The sequence below is a fragment of the Aquidulcibacter paucihalophilus genome (assembly GCF_002105465.1).
Taxonomy (GTDB): domain Bacteria; phylum Pseudomonadota; class Alphaproteobacteria; order Caulobacterales; family Aquidulcibacteraceae; genus Aquidulcibacter; species Aquidulcibacter paucihalophilus.
In genome coordinates this window covers 40,016-61,565 of the sequence record NZ_NCSQ01000156.1, presented here as the reverse complement: position 1 = coordinate 61,565, position 21,550 = coordinate 40,016, and the positions used below count along the sequence as shown (strand labels likewise).

The window sequence follows — 21,550 nt, the reverse complement described above, 5'->3', positions numbered from 1 at the left end:
CCATGGCCGGGATATGCGACAAAGACGGCAGGTTTCAGAAAGACCGCGTATGGGTGTTCGTCATGTGCAGAGTCCTGCGAAGGCACCCTCTGCGATCCAGATCAGGCAAGTCTCGCCCCACCCTAGTTTGCGCCGCATTGTCGCATCCTTTGGGGAACGCAGGGCCGACTTTAAATCGATCCATGTCATTCGCGCCTTAAATGCTCGACCTGATCAATTCATGGAATTTTATTTTCGCGAACCATATCTCGTGCGGGAGAAAGGTTTGGGCTTTAGTGCCACGCCGACGAGCGTACTGGTAGGGGTGACCAGTGCACCGGGCAAAGATCTGGGCTTTGTCGGCCAGATTGAGACCTTCACCATCCGCTTTCAACCAACCGGCCTTGCCCGTCTGTTTGGATTGCCCATGACCGAAACGGTCGATCAAGGATTGGCGCTCTCAGACGTGCTTCAGAAGCAAGCCCCGGGCCTAGAGGCCGCCTTGGCCAAGAGTACAAGGTTTGAAGACCGGGTGGCTATCGCGCAGGCTTGGATCGCAGGCTGGCTCGATCAGTCTCGGCCTTTTGATGAAGTCGACCAGATTGCCTGCTTGCTTGCAAAAACGGGTGGCAAGGTGAGCATTAGTCGCTTGGCAGATCGGGCGGGCATCAGTGCGCGCCAGGTGCAGCGGCGCTTTCTGCGCGATGTTGGCGTGACGCCGAAGTTTTATGGACGATTGACCCGCTTCGATGCGGCTTTGGCGGCGCGCCATCGGTCGCCCCTCCAGACGTGGGCACAAATTGCGGCTGAGGCCGGCTATGCCGATGAAGCCCATCTCTCGCGCGAGGCGCGCGCACTCTGCGGCATGACACCCCAAACTTTTGTTGAAAACATGCAAGCAATCTCAACATTCGCTGTTACGGGTCCTGAAATGTCCGATTTGTTCAAGTGCGCCATCTGAAGGGCGTCTAAACAGGGGCCATTCGGTGGAGGCACATCATGCTTAGACGACATCTTTTGGCGCTTATGGGCGCAGTTGGAGGAATGGCGATGACACAAACGGCACGGGCAGCATCACAAAGCCTCGCGCTAAGCGATGAAGCGGCGATCCATGCCGCCATTTCTGACTATGAACGCTTTTGGAATCTGAGCGATTTAGATGGCATGGCCAAGCTTTATGCCCCCAATGTGCATTGGGTGAATGTGAAGGCCATGCACTGGCAAGGTTTTGAGGAAGTCGACCGCGCCCATCGCATCTATTTCGACATGATGTTCAAAGGCGTCCAGCAAAAGCTAGTGGCTGTGGAATCGCTGACCCAAATCGCGCCCACGGTCGTGGTCGCCGTCGTGCATTGGCATATGGATGCCTTTAAGACCCCAAGCGGGGAAATCGCGCCCCCACATGAGAGCCGCATGACTTTGGTTTATGTGAAGCAAGCAGACAGCTGGAAGATCGCCCATGGAGCCAATATTGATGTGGATGCAGGGGCTGCGCGCTTTGACCCGATCCGCGGTGCGGCCATGCAAGGCCATAAGTCCTAAACACTGTTGGCACACGGCGCAGGGGTCTTTCCCCTGCGCCCGCATCCCGCTAAACCGCAGCGATGACGCAAGCGACCCACGAACACATCCTCATCATCGATTTTGGCTCTCAAGTGACACAACTGATCGCACGGCGTGTGCGTGAGGCGGGCGTTTATTGCGAGGTCCATCCCTATAATCGCGCACAGGCGGTCCTTGATGCGGGCTTTGATCCCAAGGCGATCATCCTGTCGGGGGGGCCAGCCAGTGTTTGTGATGCAGGTTCGCCCCGCGCGCCGCAAATCGTGTTTGAACTGAATATTCCCATCCTCGCCATTTGCTATGGCCAACAGACTTTGGCCACCCAATTGGGTGGGGTGGTTGAAAGCGGTCATGCGGCTGAGTTTGGTCGCGCTGATGTCGAGATTTTGGCCCCAAGTGCCTTGTTTGAAGGCGTTTGGGAAATGGGGGGGCGCTATCCAGTTTGGATGAGCCATGGTGATCGCGTCACGCAATTGCCCGAAGGCTTTAGCGTTAAGGCCACCAGCGAGAATGCACCCTTTGCGGTGGCTACTGATGAGGCTCGCCGTTTCTACACCGTGATGTTCCACCCAGAAGTCGTCCACACCCCCGACGGCGCAAAGTTGATCCATAATTTTGTCCGCAAGATCGCAGGCCTGCGTGGCGACTGGACGATGGCAGCTTTCCGGGAAGAAGCTATTGAGCGTATCCGTGCGCAAGTGGGCAGTGGTAAAGTCATTTGCGGCCTGTCGGGGGGAGTCGATAGCTCGGTTGCTGCCGTTCTGATCCATGAGGCAATTGGCGATCAATTGACTTGTGTGTATGTGGATCACGGCTTGATGCGGGCAGGGGAAAGCGACCAAGTCGTTTCGTTATTCCGCGATCATTACAATATCCCCCTGATCCATGCTGACGAAAGTGCACGTTTTTTGGGCGCTTTGGCCGGGGTCAGCGATCCAGAGACCAAGCGGAAAACCATCGGCAAGCTCTTCATCGATGTATTTGAGGAAAAAGCGCGCATGGTTGGTGGTGCAAGCTTCCTCGCCCAAGGCACGCTCTATCCCGATGTGATTGAGAGCGTTTCGTTTGACGGTGGTCCATCGGTAACAATCAAGAGCCACCACAATGTTGGCGGTCTGCCAGAGCGGATGAATTTGAAGCTGGTCGAACCCTTACGCGAATTGTTCAAGGACGAAGTCCGCGCCTTAGGTCGCGAGCTTGGGTTGAATGAAGCCTTTGTAGGCCGCCATCCTTTCCCGGGCCCCGGCTTAGCTATTCGTATCCCGGGCGAGATTACGCAAGAAAAGGCCGACATTTTGCGTAAGGCAGACGCCATCTATTTGGAAGAATTGCGCACTCATGGCCTGTACGACACGATCTGGCAGGCCTTTGCCGTTCTTTTGCCGGTCAAAACGGTTGGTGTGATGGGCGATCATCGCACCTATGACCATGTCTGCGCGCTTCGGGCTGTCACCTCTACCGATGGCATGACAGCCGACTTTTTCCCCTTTGACATGGCCTTTTTGGGCCGGGTTGCGACCCGCATCGTCAATGAAGTCAAGGGCATCAATCGTGTCGTTTACGACGTGACGTCAAAACCGCCCGGCACGATTGAGTGGGAGTAGGGGAAGAATTGATCTTCCCGTTTAGTCCGCAATAATCTGGCAGCTACCACCGCGACCGGACACTATCCGGCAAGCTTCGCGGGCCACACTGGCACCAAGGCCTGAGAAGCGGGCGCGATACCAGACCCCATCAGAGCGTTTCACACTGCTGACTTCGCGGCTGGCAAAGGATGGGAAATGGCGGGAGAATTGGGCGAGTGCAGCCTTGGCATCGCGTTGGCTGCGGAAGGCACCGACCTGAACAATCGCATCACCACGGGCGCGGCCAGCGATCAATTGCCGATCACTTTCTTTTTTGGCAGCTAAAGCTCGCGCGGCTTGCTGGCGGGTGCGTTCCTCACGTTCGGCAGTTGCTTTGGCGCGCGCATCTGCTGCGGCACGTTCCGCCGCACGGCGTTCATTGGCTTGGCGAACAACTTGGTCGCGGGCTTCCTGCAGACGGATTTGCTCTTCCGCCACAGCTGCGACTTCGATTTTCATAGCTTCTTGGCTGGTCGGTTCAGAAGCCGGGCTGGTAGCCCCGGTGGTTGCTGGGAAATCCATCACTGGACGCAAGGAAGGAGCCTGTATGGTGGAGGCCGCGACATAATGGGTGGTGGTCCGCGGCAAGCGCGTCTGTTTCACGGCAGGGACCGCTTGTGGGCTAACGGCTTCGGCTTCGTCCTCATCTTCAGAACTGGCTAAGTCGAGGGAAGCTGTTTGCACACCGGTAGTTGCCAGGCGTGCCGAAGGTGCTGCTTGCCCGGAAGTATTGGCCAGCAATACCGAGGGTTTACCTTGATCAAAGCCACGCGTGCGCTCAGTTCGCACCAGCGCCAAATTGGTGGCCCCAGTTGGCTCTAACGCTTTACCTGCAATCGACATCACAAGCGCTTCGGCATCTGCCCCATCGCGCGGATCGCGGAAAGTGAATTGATAGGGGGTGGCCTGATCCGCAACCAAATGTGTGGCAGGGCCCAATTCTTTAAAGGCAGTCTCGGTCAACAGCTCAACATAGTCATCGCGCGAAAAACGGGTGCGACCGCCAAGGACAACTGTGACAATGCGCCGACCATTGCGCTCTGTGGTGGCGGCCAGATTGAAACCAGAACTGCGGGTAAAGCCTGTTTTTAAACCGTCCATGCCCTCCATGCGGGCCATCAGATGGTTGTGATTGCGCGTGACTTTGCCGTTGAAGACCATCTGGGGCGTGGAGAACCAATGATATTGGTCTGGAAAGTCGCGACGAATGGCAATTGCCAAGCGGGCGAGATCTTCAGCTGTCGTCAGTTGCCGGTCATGCGGTAGCCCCGAGGCATTGGCAAATGTCGTATTGACCATGCCCAGCTCACGCGCTTTGGCGGTCATCATGACTGCAAAATTGGCCTCTGAACCGCCCAAAGTCTCTGCCACGGCGGCGGCAACATCATTGGCGGAGCGCACGACCAAAGCCTCGATCGCCGTTTGAACCGAAATCGAATTACCCGGCGCAACCCCCAATTTTGTTGGGGCTTGGCTGCTCGCATAGCGGGAGAAAGTAATTTGGTCGTTCCACGAAATTTTACCGGTTTGTAGCGCGTCAAACAGAAGATAAAGCGTCATCACTTTGGTGATGGACGCCGGACGACGCAGTGCCTGTGCATTTTCCTCGAATATCACTTCATGGGTATCTGCATCGACAACGATTTGAGCAAATCGTGAATTCGCTTGCGCACCGGCAGGCGTGGATGCCATCGCCGCTGCGGCCACCAAGGTAGAGGCGGCGAGGAGCCGAAGCGAAAAAGTGTGACTTGCCATGTTGGTCTCCGAGCACATGAAGCTAGCCTAAGAACCTTATGGTTTACTTAGGCTTAACGCGGCAGACCAGCACCAAGCTGGACTACGTTTGGGGGCAGGCACAATGAAAGCCGCCGCTTTTCTGAGCACTCTTTTCCTTGCTGTCAATTGAACTCTCCCACACGAACCTGTCATCTCAATGACTTGCAGACAGGTTTGCCGCCCCACGGGTAACTAAGTTTACCAGCTGTGTTGGGCAAGGGCGCAGGAAAGGTTTTTGAGGGACTAGCCCCTCAAACTTCGTAAAATTGCGTAAAAGAGATGCAAACTGCTCACGAAAAGCTTGACGCTGCAGATGCGAAGGTGCATGCTGCAACTGCGAAATAGAATTGGATGAAGTCGATGTGTCGGCTGTGTCCGTATCGATGTTCTTTTTCGCGGAGAGATACGATGGCGACCACAAGAAAGCGCACGACGCCGGCAAATCGGTTGAAGTCGGCCGTGGCTAAACCCTCCCCATCTGAACGATCAGAACCGAAAAGCTGTACCGAACCCGTTCTCGAATCCACCAAGCAGGAGAGACTGACCATGTCAGACAAGATCGAATCCGTAATCACCCCTACCGCCGAAGCATTCCAAGCCGGTTATGAAAAGTTGCAAGCCAGCTTCGGCGAGGCGTTTGTGCACAGCAAGGCGAATTTGGAAGCTCTGACCGCTTCGGCGAAAATTGCTGCTGAAGGCGTGAAGCAAGCTTCGGAAGTTTCCATCGCCTATCTTCAATCCTCGGCAACGTTGGCAACGGAAACCGCCAAGAGCTTGGGTGGGGTTAAGTCCTTGCAAGAGGCTGTCGAAATCCAGGCCGATTACGCAAAGTCGGCAATGAGCACCTATTTCGCCGAATTCACCAAAGTATCCGACATCATGCTTGGTGCGATGAAGGAGTCGGTCAAGCCAATCAGTGAGCGTACCAGCGCCGTGTGGTCTTCGATTCAATCTGCCCGCTAAGCGGATAGCGCCCAGAATTAAAGGGGTCCGAGCATGTCTCGGACCCTTTTTTGTGCCTTAATGACGGCGAGTTAAGGGCTGCTGCGATCTTATCCAGCCCTTGCACATGTTTTAGGCTTCCAGAACGTCGCGAAGCACTTATCTATAAACAATGATTGTGCTTCTCTCAGAAGCCCAAGCATAGTGTCTGCTAACGCAGACGTCATGAAATGGTAGATCAGATGAGCGACGAACGCGGTGACGACATGGACGATGATGGTTTTGGCACAGATGGGAATGTCCCTGGTGGCGGCCGTAGCACCGCCGTCGTAGCGCGGGCCAAGCCAAAGACGAAAAAGCCTTCACTCTATCGGGTGCTGGTTTTGAATGATGACTACACGCCGATGGAGTTTGTGGTTTATGTTTTAGAGCGCTTCTTCAACAAAACCCGTGAGAGTGCGACACGTATTATGTTGCATGTGCATCAATCGGGGGTCGGTGTGTGCGGCATTTATTCCTACGAAGTTGCTGAGACCAAAGTTGCCCAAGTCCTCGATTTGGCGCGACGCAATCAACATCCCCTGCAATGTACCATGGAAAAGGAGTAGAACGTGCCATCATTCTCCCGCGGCCTAGAACAATCGCTCCACCGTGCTATCGCTTTCGCTAATGAGCATAAGCATGAATATGCAACCCTTGAACATCTGCTTGTTGCTCTCATTGAAGATGAAGATGCCGCCCATGTTCTCAAAGCCTGTAATGTAGACTTGGATCGCCTTAAGGCGGACCTGATTGGCTATATTGAAGGGGAGCTCAAAAACCTCATCGTTTCCGGCGAAAGCGAAGCGCGGCCGACTGCGGGATTCCAACGTGTTATCCAGCGCGCCGTCATCCATGTCGAAAGCTCGGGTCGCACCGAGGTCACCGGCGCGAATGTTTTGGTGGCTCTGTTCTCAGAGCGCGAGAGCCATGCGGCTTACTTCCTGCAAGAACAAGACATGACCCGCTATGACGCGGTCAATTTCATCTCCCATGGCGTAGCCAAACGTCCTGGCATGACCGAGCAGAAGCGCGTCAAAGGCGCTTCAGAAGAGCGGCAAGAAGAAAGCGCTACCTCGAAGGAAAAACCCAGCACGGGTGAAGCCTTGGCGACTTATTGTGTCGACTTGAATGAAAAGTCGCGCAAGGGTCGGGTCGATCCGTTGATTGGCCGTGTTGATGAAGTGGAGCGTGCAATCCAAATCCTGTGCCGCCGTCAGAAGAATAATCCGCTTTTGGTTGGTGATCCAGGCGTTGGCAAAACCGCAATCGCCGAAGGTTTAGCGCGCCGCATTGTGGAAGGGGATGTGCCAGAAATCCTGGCGGAATCGACGATTTTCTCGCTTGATATGGGCGCACTCTTGGCTGGCACACGCTATCGCGGTGACTTTGAAGAGCGCTTAAAGCAGGTGGTCAAGGAACTTGAAGCCCACCCCAATGCCATTCTTTTCATCGACGAAATCCATACGGTGATCGGGGCAGGGGCCACCAGTGGCGGGGCGATGGATGCGTCAAACCTGCTTAAGCCCGCGCTTCAATCTGGCACCATGCGGTGCATGGGCTCTACGACTTATAAGGAATATCGCCAGCATTTTGAGAAGGACCGCGCTTTGGTGCGGCGCTTCCAAAAGATCGATGTGGTCGAGCCTTCCATCCCCGACACGGTGAAAATCCTTTTGGGCCTAAAATCTGCCTATGAGGAACATCATAAGGTTCGCTTTACTGCCGAAGCTATCAAGGCTGCGGTTGAATTATCGGCCAAATATATTGGCGACCGTAAGCTGCCCGATAAGGCCATCGATGTGATCGATGAGACCGGGGCTAGCCAAATGCTTTTGCCAGAAAGCAAGCGCAAAAAGACGATTGGCGTTAAAGAGATTGAGGCAGTTGTTGCCAAGATCGCCCGCATCCCTTCCAAGTCTGTCACCAAGTCCGACACCGAAGCCCTGCGCACCTTGGAAACTGATTTGCGGCGGGTCGTCTTTGGTCAAGATAATGCGCTGACGGCTTTGGCGGCGTCTATCAAGCTCGCCCGGGCAGGTCTGCGCGATCCCAATAAGCCCATTGGCTCTTACCTGTTCTCAGGTCCCACCGGGGTTGGTAAAACCGAGGCAGCCAAGCAATTGGCAAATACGATGGGCGTGGAGATGCTGCGCTTTGACATGTCCGAATATATGGAGCGCCACTCGGTCAGCCGCTTGATCGGTGCTCCTCCAGGCTATGTCGGCTTTGATCAAGGCGGCTTGTTGACCGACGGGATCGACCAGCATCCCCATTGTGTCTTGCTCTTGGATGAAATCGAAAAAGCCCACCCAGACCTCTACAATATCTTGTTGCAAGTCATGGATCATGGTTCTTTGACTGATGCCAATGGCAAGAAGGTCGACTTCCGCAATGTGGTGCTGATTATGACCACCAATGCGGGCGCTTCGGACGCCGCCAAAGACGGCATTGGCTTTGGTCGCGGCAAGAAGGATGATGAAGAGAGCGAAGCCATCAAGCGTTTGTTTACGCCTGAATTCCGCAATCGTCTCGACGCGGTTATTCACTTCAAAGCCCTGACGCCAGAAATCGTTGCCAATGTGGTCGATAAATTCGTCTTGCAATTGGAAGCCCAACTGGCCGATCGTCAGGTTGAGATTGAATTGACGGATGCCGCCCGCACATGGTTGGCCATTCGTGGCTATGATCCTGCCATGGGTGCTCGTCCGCTGGGCCGCTTGATCCAAGAGCACATTAAAAAGCCGCTGGCGGACGAATTGCTGTTTGGCAAGCTTAAGAAGGGTGGCTTGGTTCGCGTCGATGTCGAAAACGAGCAAGCCGAACAACTCACCTTCTTCTTTGAGCCTGCCTTGCCAAAGCCCGGCAAAAAGGGGGCTGCCCAGCCAGAAGCTGAGGATGCCGATTCTGGAAGTTGAGCCTGAAGCGCTTTAGGCGTTTGAACTGACTTCGGCTGCAAGAAAGGCTTCCAGAGCCTTTGTTGCGGTCGTGGGTCCGTGGTTGAGTTTCTCATTCAACCAGATACATTCCTTCGCATCCACGCGTCCGGGCGTCCCGCCTGCAAACAACAGGTAATTTCCGACGCCTTGCGCAAACAAGACCGTCCAGCTTGGATCTTTGTGTGCGTCTGAAACCGCTTGGTCGAGGGCACACAGCATATCGGCTTCAGCCTGATCCACGGCAATGCCCGAAAGGCTGGCAGGGCCCATGATGATCGCCCGCACCAGTTTAACTTCATGGGCTTGGATGGTTTTGTCGGCCAGAACGCTGGCCTGTACCGCCCGCCATGCAAAACTCCGCAAATTGGCTGGATAGACCGTGGCACGGGCAAATAGGGCCGTCAGGACCCGGATCTCTGTGGCATCTAGAACCATCCCGTCAGCGGTAAAGGCATCAATCAACACCTGGGCATCTGGCTCTGTCACGCCTTGGGCTGCGAGGCGCTCGTTATAGCTGGTACCGCTTTCAACATTGCGAAGCGTATCAAATGACAAAGCGTCAACCGCGCGCCTGATGGCATGACACCAATTGGGGTTGAGTTCGTCTTCGCGATAATGGGGAACTTCGCGGCTGAGTGCGAAGTAATCGGTCATAGCTTCCACAAACAGGTCTGCCCAGCCCGCTTCGCCGGAGGGCCGCTTACCCGCACGATGAATGGCGATCAGTTCGCGGGCTTCGGTTTCGCCGATCACGCCGTCCTGCATCATGGCGGCCCGCAGAGCGGCAACGCCAGAAGCACTTTCCGTCTGTGTTTCAATATCTGCCAGCGCCCGACTAACCCAATTCGCCATCATCACAACTCCCACAGTCGAGACTGTATGGCACAGCTGTCCTTACAATTACCTAAATAGGGGGTTGAGGACTGAGGGGGCGGTTTCAGGCCGGGTTCATGGTCGGATTGCTGGTTTGGACGATTGTGATTTTCTGCCACACTTTTTGCGACAGATTGGTCGCCAATTGCTCAATGTCCGAGGCTGCTTCAATCACGTCTGGGTCGTTAAAATCTTGCGCATAGAGGGCGGCGAGCTTGCCCGAGAGTGACAACATCTCTGAGCAATAATCGAGATAACGCACCAATTCAAAGGGAGAGAGCACATGATCTGGGCTTGCCTTCGTGCGGGCAGCCCCGACCATAACCGGGTCCTTGGTCAATTGGTGCATGTCGATGACATGAATGATCGAGCGTAATTCATGTAGCGCGCGCATGGCGGTGTGGCGCTTCAGGCGTGCCTCGAAGCTGGTCAGCGAGAATATCCCGGCACCCATGACCAGCAAAAGATTGACCGCGGATTCAAGGCCCGAGACGAGAGACAACATCTCTGCCTCACCAGACTTAAAGCCGATGGCGTGAATGCCATAAGCAGCAAGACTGGCCCCAGCTGCCAAAATCAAACCCACGCCAATGCGAATCCAAATCATGGGCTTGGCCAGACCCGTTACCCTAGATTGGGTATCGCCCGCCAACACGGCGAGCTCTGCACAAACCTTACCTAAGCCCGCTTGAGGGAAGCGTTCGCCAATGCGTAGCCGCAGCTTTTCTAGGGTCTGGAGAACAAGGGCAGCATCAATCGTGCGATAAACCATCGGGCAGGGGGCTTAAAAGGCTGCGATAATGGCTGCCTGATGGGCAAGCAGATCTTCTTCAGAGGCCTTGCCGCCTTGCCCATGGCTTTTGAGACCAACGCCTTCTTGCCGCGGTATCAAATGGAAGTGCAGGTGAAAGACGGTCTGCCCGCCCGCTGCGCCATTGAATTGAAACACCGTCAGACCATCGGCTTGAAAGGCTTTTTGCACCGCTTTAGCAACTTTCTGAACGCTAACCATATAGGTGCCTAGCGCGTCTGCGGGCATGTTCAGCAGATTGGTGGCCGCGACTTTGGGTACCACCAACGTGTGGCCGGGGCCTTGTGGGAAAATGTCGAGAAAAGCGAGACACACCTCATCTTCATAGACTTTGAAACATGGCATCTCGCCGCGCAAAATCTTCGCAAAGATGTTTTGGGGATCATAGGGTCTGAATAGGTGCATGGGATGGGCCTTTCCCCAGAACCCTTGCGTGATTCCAATCAAAGTTGAAATCGGCTATGGCCAAACCTGATCGCAATCCGCACTCAATTGCGGCGCACGGCCTCTCGCCCTGCCAATATATCCATGGCTGCTTGGATGCGCGTCAACCGATCCCGCTCTGCCACGGCGGCTTCAATCCACACAACAAAATCATGACGATGGCTGGGGGCAAGCCAGCTAAACGTCTGCCGAGCTAGCTCATCGCTAGCCAGTGCTGCTTCGAAATCTTGGTGATACTCTCCCATTTTTGCTCACGATCTTTGTTTTGTCTTATGTGACGTAAGTAAAGCTAACATGCGTCGATAGTTTTGGAAGCAAAACGAAAGAATGGCTTAGGACCTGACCACCTGTTGAACGACGTGGCGGAAAGGGGTTCGCTCTTTGAGCCAAAGGGTATCATCGGCAATGGCGGCTCGCTCCCGCTGCAGATAGTCGGCAATGGCGCCCCGCAGACCAAGGTCGGCAATCCAGCTGGCTTGCCAAGTCGATACCGGCACATAGCCGCGCGCCAGCTTGTGGCCACCTTGCGCACCGGCTTCAACGCGGGCAAGGCCACGCGCAATAGCTTCATCGATTGCCTGATAATAGCAGAGCTCGAAGTGTAGGAAGGGCCGGTCTTCGAGCCGTCCCCACCAGCGGCCAAAAATCGTGTCAGAACCTAGAAAGTTGAGCGCTGAGGCGATGAAGCGGTTACCCTCTTTAGCCAAGATCAGCACGAGCCGATCGGCCATCCGCTCGCCCAGAAGCGAGAAGAAGCGGCGGTTCAGATAAGGTGTGCCCCATTTGCGGGCCCCTGTATCCTGATAGCATTCAAAGAAATGATCCCAATGCTCTTCGTGGATATCTGGCCCCGTCAGACGCAAAATCTCTAAACCTTCTTGGGCCTTGGCCCGCTCTTTCCGCAAATTCTTGCGCTTATCGGAAGACAGCTCGGCTAGAAAATCATCAAAGCTTTGATAGCCTTGATTGAAAAAGTGAAATTGCCGATCCTCGCGCAACAGCCACTTGCACGTTTTCAATGCAGCCAAATCCTCATCCTTGGCGAAATTGACCTGAACGGTTGCAAGCCCGCTTTGGGCCCCAATTTGCTCCAGCGCCGAGATCAGGGCCACCCGGATTAGGCCTGCATCTTCATCAGGCTTAACCAAAAGCCTGCGACCGGGCACGGGGGTGAAGGGCACTGCACTGGTCAGTTTTGGATACCACCGCCCGCCAGCACGCTGCCACGCATCGGCGAAATTATGGTCGAAGACATATTCACCCTGGGAATGGGACTTCAACCACAACGGCACGAGGCCAACCACATTTTGCTCGCCATCCAGGCAGAGAAGATGGCGCCCACCCCAGCCGGTAAAGCTTGTCGCACACCCGCTTTCTTCTAGGGCTTGCAGGAAGTCCCAACTCAAAAACGGGTCAAATGCCACGCCTGTGGGATTGGCCAGCCCATCCCAAGTCTCCCGCGGCACATCTGCGATATGATTGACGATCTTGATCGTAAACGCAGGTTCGTGGGGGGAGGGCTCAGCTGCTTCTGTCATCTTGGCCTTAGCTTATCGAGGTTCGGCCTGCTGGAAAGGCCGTCTGCTGCGCGCGGCACGGGATAAGGATCGACCTTTTTCCAATTGGATCCTAGACTGCTCTCATGCCGATTGCGTCCTCACATGACATAGTTCAGATCATCCAACTGTCCATTGCGCCCGTCTTCCTGATCGCAGGGATTGGGACATTGCTCAATGTCCTAACATCGCGTCTGGCGCGTGTGGTCGATCGTGGCCGCGTGATTGAGCAAGATTTAGAGTCCCTCGTTGGCTCAGGCGCACCCACCCGTCGGCATTTGGCAGAGCTGCGGGTACTCGATCAGCGCATGAACTGGATTCATAATGCCATCACTTTGTCGACAATCGCCATCCTTTTGGTATGTTTGCTTATCGTCGCCTTGTTTTCGGTAGAGCTGATTTCAATTGATTTATCCCGCGTCGTGGCACTCTTATTTATCGCCACTATGGCCTCGCTCATTGGCGGGCTGATCTCATTTTTGATTGAGATTTCTTATGCCCGAAAATCTTTGCGGGTACGGGCGGAACTCTTGGCCAGCAGAGCACCCCATCCCTGAGGCAAGCTGCTGGCCAACTCAGGCTCAAGGTCAAGCGATTTCAAAGACGCCGTCTACTTCCACCGCAAAGCCCATCGGCAGGTTCGCAACGCCCACGGCAGAACGGGCATGTTTGCCAGAATCGCCCAAGACTTCGACCATCAGATCCGAACAGCCGTTCATTACTTGGGGGATGGGGTCAAATTCGGGCGTGACATTCACAAAGCCATTCAGCTTTATGACTTGCACCAGTCGATCCAAATCCCCACCGCAAGCGGCCTTTAATTGTGCGAGCAGGTTGAGACCGCAAACACGGGCCGCGGCTTGACCTTGCTCGAGGGTGAGATTGCCACCCAACCGCCCTAAATGGTCACCATCGGCGGCACGAGAGACTTGACCCGAAATATGGACCAAACCGCCCACACGTGTGAAGGGCACATAGCTGGCGACCGGCGCAGGCGGGTTTGGCAGAATGATGCCGAGTTCCTGCAGGCGAGCTTCAATGCGAGACATCTTGATTCCTTGGGTGATTAAGCAAACAACATGCTGACGGTTTCGGCCACGCATGCAGGGCGGGCCTCGCCTTCGATTTCGATGGTCACTTCGCTGGTCAGCATCAGGCCACCGGACTTGGGCTCGACACTCAATAGTTTTTGCACCGCGCGAACTTTTGAACCAACGCGGACCATATTGGTGAATCGCACTTTGTTGAGGCCATAATTGATGCCGCGGCTAACGCCTTCAACTTTCAAGATGTCCTTACCCAAAAATGGAATCAAGGACAGGGTCAAAAAGCCGTGTGCAATCGGGCCGCCCATTTCCTTGGTAGCGCGGGGTACGTCAACATGGATCCATTGGTGGTCGCCGGTTGCGTCCGCAAACAGATTGACGCGGTCTTGATCGATCAACAGCCAATCGGACGCGCCAATTTCTTGGCCGGCCAAGTCTGCAAGTGTAGCGAGTGTGGTGGTCTTGGTCATGCTAAAGGCTCCCTCATTGTAATTTTAGGGGGTTGGTCTAACGTGCTCGTCGGGCCATGTCGAGGTGGGGACTTGAAATGATGCCAGACTATCAGATTGACCAGTGGGATGGCCCGCGATGCATCGCGCACGCTGACAGCATTGCCGCCTTCCTTGACAAAGTTTTACCCGATGACTGGTCGAATTTTGCCGAAAAACTTTCAGGGCGACGTAACCTTAACGCCCATGTGGCTTTGGACGGGCAGGGGCAACTCCTTGGTCTTAAACTGGGCTATGAGCGTCATCGCGGTGTGTTCAACTCCTGGATCGGGGGAGTCGCCGAAGAGGCAGGCGGTCAAGGCCTTGCGGCTGCCTTGATGACAGCTCAACATACTTGGGCGAAGGAGGCTGGTTTTCGCGGGCTTGAGACCGCCACCCGCCAACCTAACCGGGCCATGGCCATCCTCAATCTCAAGGCCGGCTATCTGATCTCTGGTCTCGATGTGATTGCCGGCGAACCCACAAAGATCTTGTTTTATAAGAGTTTGTGAATCCCCTACGCTGTTATCCCTGCCGGAACGCACAGAAGAGCGGGGCTTTCCCCGAGTTCTCACCCCAACATCTCAAAACCAGCCGATGCCATCGCGATTGACGATCAATCCACCGACAAAATTTCTCGCGTGGCGGCACAAACATCGGCTTGGCGCATCAAGCTTTCACCGATCAGGAAGGCTTTGGCACCGGCGGCTTGCAGCAGGGTGATATCGGCGCGGCTATTGATGCCGCTTTCGGCCACCAACAGGTGTGATGGCGGGATGAGATTTGCCAAGCGGGCGGTGGTAGAAAGGTCCGTGACAAAGGTTTTAAGATTGCGGTTGTTGACGCCGATGAGGTCTGCATCAAGTTTCAAGGCGCGTTCCATCTCCGCTTCATCATGGGTTTCAATCAAGGCATCCATGCCGTAATGCTTGGCTGCAGCCACTAAATCAGCGGCCAGTGCATCGTCGAGCGCGGCCATGATGACCAGGATCGCATCAGCCCCATAGGCGCGGCTTTCGGCGATCTGCCAGGTGTCGACCATGAAATCCTTACGCAGGCAGGGCAGGTGGGTGGCGGCTCGTGCGGCTACCAAGAAGCTCTCATGACCTTGGAAGCTGGGTGCATCGGTGAGGACAGACAGACAGGCAGCCCCGCCTTTCTCATAAGCTTGGGCTAAATCGGCGGGCACAAAGTCTGCGCGGATCAGGCCTTTAGAGGGGCTGGCCTTCTTTATTTCGGCGATTAAGGCAGGGCGGGTCAGGGCCGCCTGTTTGAGGGCGGCGGTAAAGCCGCGTGGCGCGGTCTGCTCTGACGCCAAGGCCTCCAGGATTGCGATGGATTGGTGGAGCTTACGGGCGGCCACTTCCTCGCGCTTATAAGCGATGATTTTGGAAAGGGTGTCGCTCATGAGGGCGTCCGATGGGTGAAGGCGATCAACTGGTCGAGCTTGGCGAGCGCGGCTCGGGACTCAAGGCTTGTGGTGGCGCGCGCCAAAGCTTCTTTGAGGTCGTGGGCTGCACAGGTCGCAACCAGTGCGGCGGCAGCATTCAACACCACCACATCGCGGTAAGGCCCGGTTTCACCTTCCAAAAGCGCACGCAAGGCCTTCGCATTATGGGCGGCATCACCGCCTTTGAGGGCTTCGAGCGGTGCCGTCTTCAAGCCCAGATCACGTGGGTGAATTTCAAGTTCTGACAACGCCTTATCCTTGAGGGCCGTGACGCGCGTTGGACCCGAAAGGGATACTTCATCCAAGCCGCCATGACCGTGGACTACCCAAGCGCTCTCGCAACCAAGGTTCATCAGGGCCTGCGCCATGGGCTGGCGCTTGTCGTCCGCAAACACGCCAACCAATTGGCGCTGTGCGTGTGCAGGATTAGAAAGTGGGCCTAGGAGATTGAAAATCGTACGAAAACCGAGTTCGCGCCGCGCAGAGCCCACATGGCGCATGGCGGGATGATGGGCTTGGGCAAACAAGAATACAAGGCCGACTTCATCAAGTGCTTGGGCGCAATGTTCGGGCGTAAGCTCAAGCTTTACACCCAAAGCCTCCAACACATCTGCCGCGCCCGACTTCGAGCTCATGGCGCGATTACCATGCTTAGCGACCTTAAGACCTGCCCCAGCCAAGACAAAGGATACAGCGGTAGAGATGTTCAAGGTATGTGAACCATCGCCCCCTGTGCCGCAGACATCGATACAGGCAAAGGGCACTTCTACCGGCGTCATGGCCGTGCGCATGGCACGCGCGCCCGAGGCAATCATCTCGCTGGTCAAGGTCAGACGTTCCAGCCCCATCAAAAAGGCACCGATTTGGGCTGGTGTGGCCTCGCCCGCTAAAATGGTAGCAAAGGCTTGGTCAAGGACGGCGGGCGCGGGGGCTTGGGCATCCCGCAATAGGGCTAAGGCTGGCTTGATCGCCTCACTCACGATTGGGCCACTTTGGTTGAGGCTAAAAAGCGCTGGATCAGGGCATGACCATGCTCTGAGGCTATGCTTTCGGGATGGAATTGCACACCAAAAATTGGCTTGGCGACATGGCTCATGCCCATGATCTCGCCATCGGCGGTCCATGCATCGACGCGCAGGGAATTGGGCAGGCTCTCGCGCTCGACGGATAAGGAGTGATAGCGCGTGACTTCAAACTGATCCGGCAAGCCCTCAAACAGGCCGGTATTGGCGTGGGTGATCAGGGAGGTCTTGCCATGCATGATGGTTTTGGCGCGCAAGACTTTGCCGCCATAAGCTTGGCCAATCGCCTGATGGCCAAGGCAGACACCCAACAAAGGAATATCGTCGGGCAAGGCTTTGATCAGCTCAAGGCAGATCCCGGCTTCATTGGGCGTACAGGGGCCAGGCGAGATGATGATGCCGTCACCGGCTTGGGCGATGGCCTCGTCCACGCTCAAGCGGTCATTGCGAACCACTTGGGTCTCAGCGCCCAATTCCTCGACATAATGGACCAGATTATAGGTGAAGCTGTCATAATTATCGATGAGCAGGATTTTCATGCGTGGGCGGCCTTCTCATCATAGCGGGCAGCGTCTTCGGCAGCGCGCAGCAAAGCTTTTGCCTTGTTAACGCATTCATTATGCTCGCTTTCCGGAATGGAATCGAGCACGACCCCCGCGCCCGCTTGGGCATGCAGGACGCCGTCTTTCAAAACCCCAGTTCGCAAGGCGATGCACAAATCCATATCGCCCCCAGCAGAGAAATAGCCAACACCACCGGCATAAACACCCCGGCCATGCGGCTCAAGCTCTGCAATAATCTCCATTGCGCGCACTTTAGGCGCGCCAGACACCGTGCCTGCCGGAAAGCCTGCCAAGAGGGCATCGAGCGCATCGAGGCCGGGTTTGAGGCTGCCTTCCACGTTAGAGACAATGTGCATCACATGGCTATAGCGCTCGACCTTAAAGCTCTCGGTCACACGTACCCCGCCTCGACCAATGCCCACCGGGCCATCATTGCCACCGGGCTTTGACCGCGATACACGGCCCACATCATTGCGCCCAAGGTCAAGCAGCATCAAATGCTCTGCCCGTTCTTTTGGGTCGTTCAGCAATTCTTCGGCGAAGGCTTGATCCAAGGCAGGGGTGGCCCCGCGCGGCTTGGTGCCGGCAATTGGGCGCATCGTCACGGTTCCGTCGCGCAGGCGGACAAGGATTTCAGGACTGGAGCCCACAATGTCAAACCCATCCATTCGCAAGAGAAACAGGAAGGGCGAGGGGTTGGTGCGGCGGAGCGACCGATAGAGCGAAATCGCAGAACCAGAGAAGGGGGCAGAAAAGCGCTGGCTGGGCACAACTTGGAAGATGTCGCCCGCCCGTATGTAGTCTTTGGCCTTCTCGACCTTCGCCATATAGGCTGCCGGGCTCATGTTCGGGATGGCTTCGCCCAAGGGGCTGGGCTTAGCGGCATAAGACGGCACGCGCAAAGGCGAGGGCCCATCCAGCGTGGCCCAAGCTTTCTCTAAGCGATCGCGCCCGTGCTCATAGGCGTCTTTGGCCGAAATACCCGCTTGCGGCCGTACAGGTGTTACCAGCAACAATTCCTGCTTTACGCCGTCAAACACGATGACAAGGCGCGGGCGCACCAAAAGGGCCTCGGGAACGCCAATGGGGTCGGGATGGGTCTCAGGTAGACGCTCGACCCGGCGCACGGTCTCATAAGCCAGGTAGCCAAACAGGCCCGCCGCGGGAGGTGGAAGGTCACTTGGAAAGTCGAGCGCACTGTCTGCGATTAAGGTGCGCAGCGCAGCTAAAGGCTCCTCGCCACAGGGGATATAGTCACCCACCCGACCCGCCTCATCGATGGCGGCCTTTGCAGCACCGCCTTGATCGACGCGATAGATCAGGTCTGGGTCGCAGGCGACGATGGAATAGCGCCCCCGGGTTTCCCCGCCTTCAACGCTTTCAAACAAGCAAGAGCCTAGCCTGTCGGCACCCAGTTTAGCGATGGCAGAGACTGGCGTTTCGAGATCATCAATCCGCTTGGCGCGCAAGGGCACGCCGCGCCCTTGCAGATAGGCGGCTTCAAACTGATCAAAGCTGGGCTCAATCGTCAGCACAAGCGCCTACGGCTGTTTGGCCGGCGTGGCGGCTTTGGCGGCGGCGGTTTCTTCGGTATCGCCGAGCGCACGACCCATCATTTTGGTGAAGAGCTGTGCTTTGGCACGATCGCGAGCCACGCGTTCGAGAGAGGCGATGAGGTCACGCTGAACCGAGGCCCGCACCGCGGTTTCTGCCTGGGTCAAACGATCTGGAACCATTTTCTCGTCATCCTTCAAAATCTCATCGACCCGAAGGACAGTATATTCAACGCCATTTGCCGTCGGTGCTAAGACCAATTCGCCCTTTTTGGCCCCAAATACAGCTTGGCTCAGTTCTTGGCCGCCCTGACCGCGCAAGAGCGGTTGGTTTTGCTTGGCAACTGGTAATTTGAACTTGGCTGCGGCGGCTTCCAAGCTGGTCTTTTTGGCTTCCGCCAAAACTTCCTTCGCTTTTGCTTCTGCCCGGGCCCGGACATCGCGGCGGACCCACTCATTGGTCAGTTCGGTGCGGATGGAGTCAAACGGTGGTGGAGCTGCGACCGCAATTGAATCAATGCGAACCGCCACATAGCTGTCGCCTGGGATCGGGGCGAGGTCAGATGTATCACCCTTGCCGCCCGCAAAGGCTTCTTTGAGAACATTGGGGGCTTCTGCAAACTCAGGGGCAGGCTGGCCAGTTGTGGCAAGATTGCCGTCCGCCATGATGTTGTTGATTGAAACGACGCGAAAGCCTGCCTTGGCGGCAGCTGCCTCTAGGGTCGCCCCTTCCGTGATGGCTTTGTCATAGGCTTCGGTTGCATCCGTCATCAATTCACCCGCCGCAGTCTGGCGCAATTGCGTGCGGATTTCGGCGGCGGAATCTTCAAACTTGGCTTCTTTGGCGCCAACGACTTCCGTAACTTTGACAGCGGCAAAAGGCTGCAATTTTGCGGCAACCACTTGCACATCGCCCTGCTTCATTTCGAAGGCTGCCTTAGCAACATTGGCATCGGGAATACCCCCGACTGTAACATTGGACAAAACAATGGGTACCGATAGGCCAAGCGCTTTGGCAATGGCCGCAGGGTCTTCGCCGGCGCGCAAACGGGCGGCTGCCTGATCTGCCTTGGCACGATCTGTTGTCACCAATTGCACGAGGCCACGTTTGGCGGGCGTGGAGAGGCGCTCTTTATTCCGCGCGAAAATCTCTTGGGCTTGGGCTTCGTCGATTTTCACCTTGGCTTCAAAGTCTGCGAGGCTTGCCACCACCATGGTGAGATTGCGGGTTTCTGGCCGCATCAATTGGGCTTTGCTTTCCTCATAAAGCGCTTTCAATTGCGCGTCATTCGGCTGACGTGGCCCGCCGACAAAGCTTGCTGGGATGGGGATGATGGTAACCATCCGCCGCTCGGTCCCGAAGGCCAAAGTCTGGCTGGCGAAGACGCGAGGCGCACGCAATCCAGAGCTGACCGCCAAAGTCAGGCTTTGGCGTGTTAAGTCTGACCGCACGCTCTTCTCAAATTCTGCCGGGGTAAAGCCATTGTCGCGCAGCGCCAATTGATAGGTGTCTTGGCTGAAGCGGCGGGTGATTTGGTCTTGGAAAGCCGGAATTTTCGCGATTTCGGCTTGGACAACCGAGTCAGGTGCCTTCAGCCCAAGGCTGTCGGTCAAAGCGGCAAAGGCTCGGGTCGCGACCATTTGCTCTAGCACTGCACTATCCAGACCTTGGGCGCGCGCCTCTTCGGTTGAGATATCGCGCTGGGCATCGGCTTGCGCGCGCTTCAGCAAGCGATCAAACTCTTGCTTATATTCTTCCTGCGTAATCGACTCGCCAGCAACCTTTGCTACCGCGTCTGGGCTACCCCGGGTGAAGATGTCATTGACCCCCCAGATCCCGAAGGAAATGACCAAAAGACCAATGATGATGCCGGAGACCCATGAGCGGGCAAATTTTCGAAACGCGTTGAGCATGGAAGATCCTGATGAAAACTCCCCTTAGCATAAGGATCGTTGGGGGAGGGGGCAAGGCAAGGCCTGCACAGCATAGCGCGATCGACTGCAGGTCTCAGTGTGGTGAATTGCAAAGTTGAAACCACCTGCCTATGCGGGACAGCATAAAGGGTCCGCGCGCGGACAAATCATCTAGGCTCGGATGGAGTAAGACGTGGCGAAATTGTTGGTTGGAAACTGGAAAATGAATGGTTTAAAGGCTTCGCTGGCAGAGGCGAGCCTGATTGCGGCCTCCGCAGCCGCCGCCAAAAGCCACGCCATCCAATTGGCGATTTGCCCACCGGCCACGCTCTTGGCCAGCCTCAGTGAGGCTGTATCAGGAACGGGGCTTTTGACGGGTGCACAAGATTGTCACGAAAAAGTTTCCGGGGCCCATACGGGCGATATATCGGCGGCGATGATCCAGGATGCGGGCGGTTACTTTGTGATTGTCGGCCATTCTGAACGCCGCGCCGATCATCACGAGACCAGTGCAGTGGTGCGTGCGAAGGCACAAGCGGGCCTTGATGCTGGCCTTGTGCCCATTATTTGCGTGGGCGAGACCCGCGCAGAGCGCGAGGCTGGGCAAGCCGAGGCAATTGTCCTAGGCCAAGTCGATGGCTCGGTTCCCGATACGTTTCCCGCAGAAGGCTTAGTGATTGCCTATGAGCCCGTTTGGGCGATCGGGACGGGCTTAGTGCCAAGTGCGGTCGATGTTGCCGCGATGCACCGTGCCATTCATCAACGCTTGGTGGATCGGTTTGGCTCTGCGGGGGCGAGTGTCCGCTTGCTTTATGGCGGCTCTGTCAATGGCGGTAATGCCGGCGAGCTCTTGCATCTCGACCATGTCGACGGGGCTTTGGTGGGGGGCGCGAGCCTGACAGCGGATGGATTTTTGAAAATTCTGCATGCAATTCAAGAATGAACCAATCATCGTAACGTCTTGGAA

22 protein-coding genes are annotated in these 21,550 nt (G+C 56.0%); 9 read left to right on the top strand and 13 right to left on the bottom strand.

The features are described from left to right. Positions 1–49 precede the first annotated feature (49 nt). From B7364_RS11185 to guaA, 3 genes are all read left to right on the top strand, one after another. A complete protein-coding gene (locus B7364_RS11185) occupies positions 50–940 on the top strand; it encodes a helix-turn-helix domain-containing protein (protein ID WP_157893654.1) in 891 nt (296 codons plus the stop codon). Between the two features lie 89 nt (positions 941–1,029). Continuing rightward, positions 1,030–1,521: an SgcJ/EcaC family oxidoreductase gene (locus B7364_RS11180; protein ID WP_157893653.1), complete on the top strand. Its 492-nt coding sequence runs from the start codon at positions 1,030–1,032 to the stop codon at positions 1,519–1,521. Between the two features lie 62 nt (positions 1,522–1,583). Then, complete coding sequence (gene guaA, locus B7364_RS11175; protein WP_085340113.1) at positions 1,584–3,146, top strand: glutamine-hydrolyzing GMP synthase; 1,563 nt, start codon at positions 1,584–1,586, stop codon at positions 3,144–3,146. Positions 3,147–3,167: 21 nt separating this feature from the next. Here guaA and B7364_RS11170 read toward each other — a convergent pair whose 3' ends face one another. Beyond that, complete coding sequence (locus tag B7364_RS11170; RefSeq protein WP_198534211.1) at positions 3,168–4,922, bottom strand: D-alanyl-D-alanine carboxypeptidase; 1,755 nt, start codon at positions 4,920–4,922, stop codon at positions 3,168–3,170. Positions 4,923–5,489: 567 nt separating this feature from the next. Between B7364_RS11170 and B7364_RS11165 the strand changes: the two genes are divergently transcribed. The 3 genes from B7364_RS11165 (at position 5,490) to clpA (ending at position 8,842) form a co-directional block, all read left to right on the top strand. Further along, on the top strand, positions 5,490–5,906 hold the full coding sequence (locus B7364_RS11165) for a phasin family protein (RefSeq protein ID WP_157893652.1): 417 nt from the start codon (positions 5,490–5,492) through the stop codon (positions 5,904–5,906). A gap of 245 nt (positions 5,907–6,151) precedes the next feature. After that, the gene (gene clpS, locus B7364_RS11160; protein WP_085340141.1) at positions 6,152–6,493 is read left to right on the top strand and encodes an ATP-dependent Clp protease adapter ClpS; all 342 of its coding nucleotides are present in this window, start codon (positions 6,152–6,154) and stop codon (positions 6,491–6,493) included. 3 nt (positions 6,494–6,496) lie between these two features. Beyond that, positions 6,497–8,842 carry an ATP-dependent Clp protease ATP-binding subunit ClpA gene (gene clpA, locus B7364_RS11155; protein ID WP_085340110.1) on the top strand — a complete coding sequence of 782 codons (2,346 nt, stop codon included), beginning with the start codon at positions 6,497–6,499 and terminating at the stop codon, positions 8,840–8,842. Positions 8,843–8,854: 12 nt separating this feature from the next. Here clpA and B7364_RS11150 read toward each other — a convergent pair whose 3' ends face one another. The 5 genes from B7364_RS11150 to B7364_RS11130 form a co-directional block, all read right to left on the bottom strand. Next, the gene (locus tag B7364_RS11150; protein WP_085340109.1) at positions 8,855–9,718 is read right to left on the bottom strand and encodes a hypothetical protein; all 864 of its coding nucleotides are present in this window, start codon (positions 9,716–9,718) and stop codon (positions 8,855–8,857) included. An 82-nt stretch (positions 9,719–9,800) separates the two neighbouring features. After that, a complete protein-coding gene (locus B7364_RS11145; RefSeq protein ID WP_085340108.1) occupies positions 9,801–10,508 on the bottom strand; it encodes a hypothetical protein in 708 nt (235 codons plus the stop codon). Positions 10,509–10,520: 12 nt separating this feature from the next. Continuing rightward, positions 10,521–10,952: an HIT family protein gene (locus B7364_RS11140; RefSeq protein WP_085340107.1), complete on the bottom strand. Its 432-nt coding sequence runs from the start codon at positions 10,950–10,952 to the stop codon at positions 10,521–10,523. Positions 10,953–11,035: 83 nt separating this feature from the next. After that, positions 11,036–11,236 carry a YdeI/OmpD-associated family protein gene (locus B7364_RS11135; RefSeq protein ID WP_085340106.1) on the bottom strand — a complete coding sequence of 67 codons (201 nt, stop codon included), beginning with the start codon at positions 11,234–11,236 and terminating at the stop codon, positions 11,036–11,038. A gap of 87 nt (positions 11,237–11,323) precedes the next feature. Then, complete coding sequence (locus B7364_RS11130; protein WP_085340105.1) at positions 11,324–12,529, bottom strand: GNAT family N-acetyltransferase; 1,206 nt, start codon at positions 12,527–12,529, stop codon at positions 11,324–11,326. A gap of 104 nt (positions 12,530–12,633) precedes the next feature. Here B7364_RS11130 and B7364_RS11125 point away from each other — a divergent pair, with 104 nt between their 5' ends. Beyond that, entirely contained in the window at positions 12,634–13,104 is a 471-nt protein-coding gene (locus tag B7364_RS11125; RefSeq protein ID WP_085340104.1) for a DUF2721 domain-containing protein, read from the top strand. 30 nt (positions 13,105–13,134) lie between these two features. Here B7364_RS11125 and B7364_RS11120 read toward each other — a convergent pair whose 3' ends face one another. Next, positions 13,135–13,596, bottom strand: a complete 462-nt coding sequence (locus tag B7364_RS11120) for a RidA family protein (RefSeq protein ID WP_085340103.1) — start codon at positions 13,594–13,596, stop codon at positions 13,135–13,137. Positions 13,597–13,613: 17 nt separating this feature from the next. Next, positions 13,614–14,063, bottom strand: a complete 450-nt coding sequence (locus tag B7364_RS11115; protein ID WP_085340102.1) for a MaoC family dehydratase — start codon at positions 14,061–14,063, stop codon at positions 13,614–13,616. Positions 14,064–14,140: 77 nt separating this feature from the next. Between B7364_RS11115 and B7364_RS11110 the strand changes: the two genes are divergently transcribed. Then, positions 14,141–14,593: a GNAT family N-acetyltransferase gene (locus tag B7364_RS11110; protein WP_085340101.1), complete on the top strand. Its 453-nt coding sequence runs from the start codon at positions 14,141–14,143 to the stop codon at positions 14,591–14,593. A 104-nt stretch (positions 14,594–14,697) separates the two neighbouring features. Here B7364_RS11110 and trpC read toward each other — a convergent pair whose 3' ends face one another. From trpC to B7364_RS11085, 5 genes are read right to left on the bottom strand one after another with little or no spacing between them, the layout of a single operon-like run. Further along, positions 14,698–15,489 carry an indole-3-glycerol phosphate synthase TrpC gene (trpC, locus tag B7364_RS11105; protein ID WP_085340100.1) on the bottom strand — a complete coding sequence of 264 codons (792 nt, stop codon included), beginning with the start codon at positions 15,487–15,489 and terminating at the stop codon, positions 14,698–14,700. Further along, positions 15,486–16,511: an anthranilate phosphoribosyltransferase gene (trpD, locus tag B7364_RS11100; RefSeq protein ID WP_085340099.1), complete on the bottom strand. Its 1,026-nt coding sequence runs from the start codon at positions 16,509–16,511 to the stop codon at positions 15,486–15,488. The genes trpC and trpD overlap by 4 nt, the downstream gene beginning before the upstream one ends. After that, positions 16,508–17,092 carry an anthranilate synthase component II gene (locus tag B7364_RS11095; protein ID WP_085340098.1) on the bottom strand — a complete coding sequence of 195 codons (585 nt, stop codon included), beginning with the start codon at positions 17,090–17,092 and terminating at the stop codon, positions 16,508–16,510. Before B7364_RS11095 ends, trpD begins: the two co-directional genes overlap by 4 nt. Then, entirely contained in the window at positions 17,089–18,648 is a 1,560-nt protein-coding gene (trpE, locus tag B7364_RS11090) for an anthranilate synthase component I (RefSeq protein WP_085340140.1), read from the bottom strand. Before trpE ends, B7364_RS11095 begins: the two co-directional genes overlap by 4 nt. A 9-nt stretch (positions 18,649–18,657) precedes the next feature. Continuing rightward, entirely contained in the window at positions 18,658–20,583 is a 1,926-nt protein-coding gene (locus tag B7364_RS11085; RefSeq protein ID WP_085340097.1) for a peptidylprolyl isomerase, read from the bottom strand. Positions 20,584–20,776: 193 nt separating this feature from the next. Between B7364_RS11085 and tpiA the strand changes: the two genes are divergently transcribed. Continuing rightward, entirely contained in the window at positions 20,777–21,526 is a 750-nt protein-coding gene (tpiA, locus tag B7364_RS11080) for a triose-phosphate isomerase (RefSeq protein WP_269798778.1), read from the top strand. The last annotated feature ends 24 nt before the right edge of the window (positions 21,527–21,550 follow it).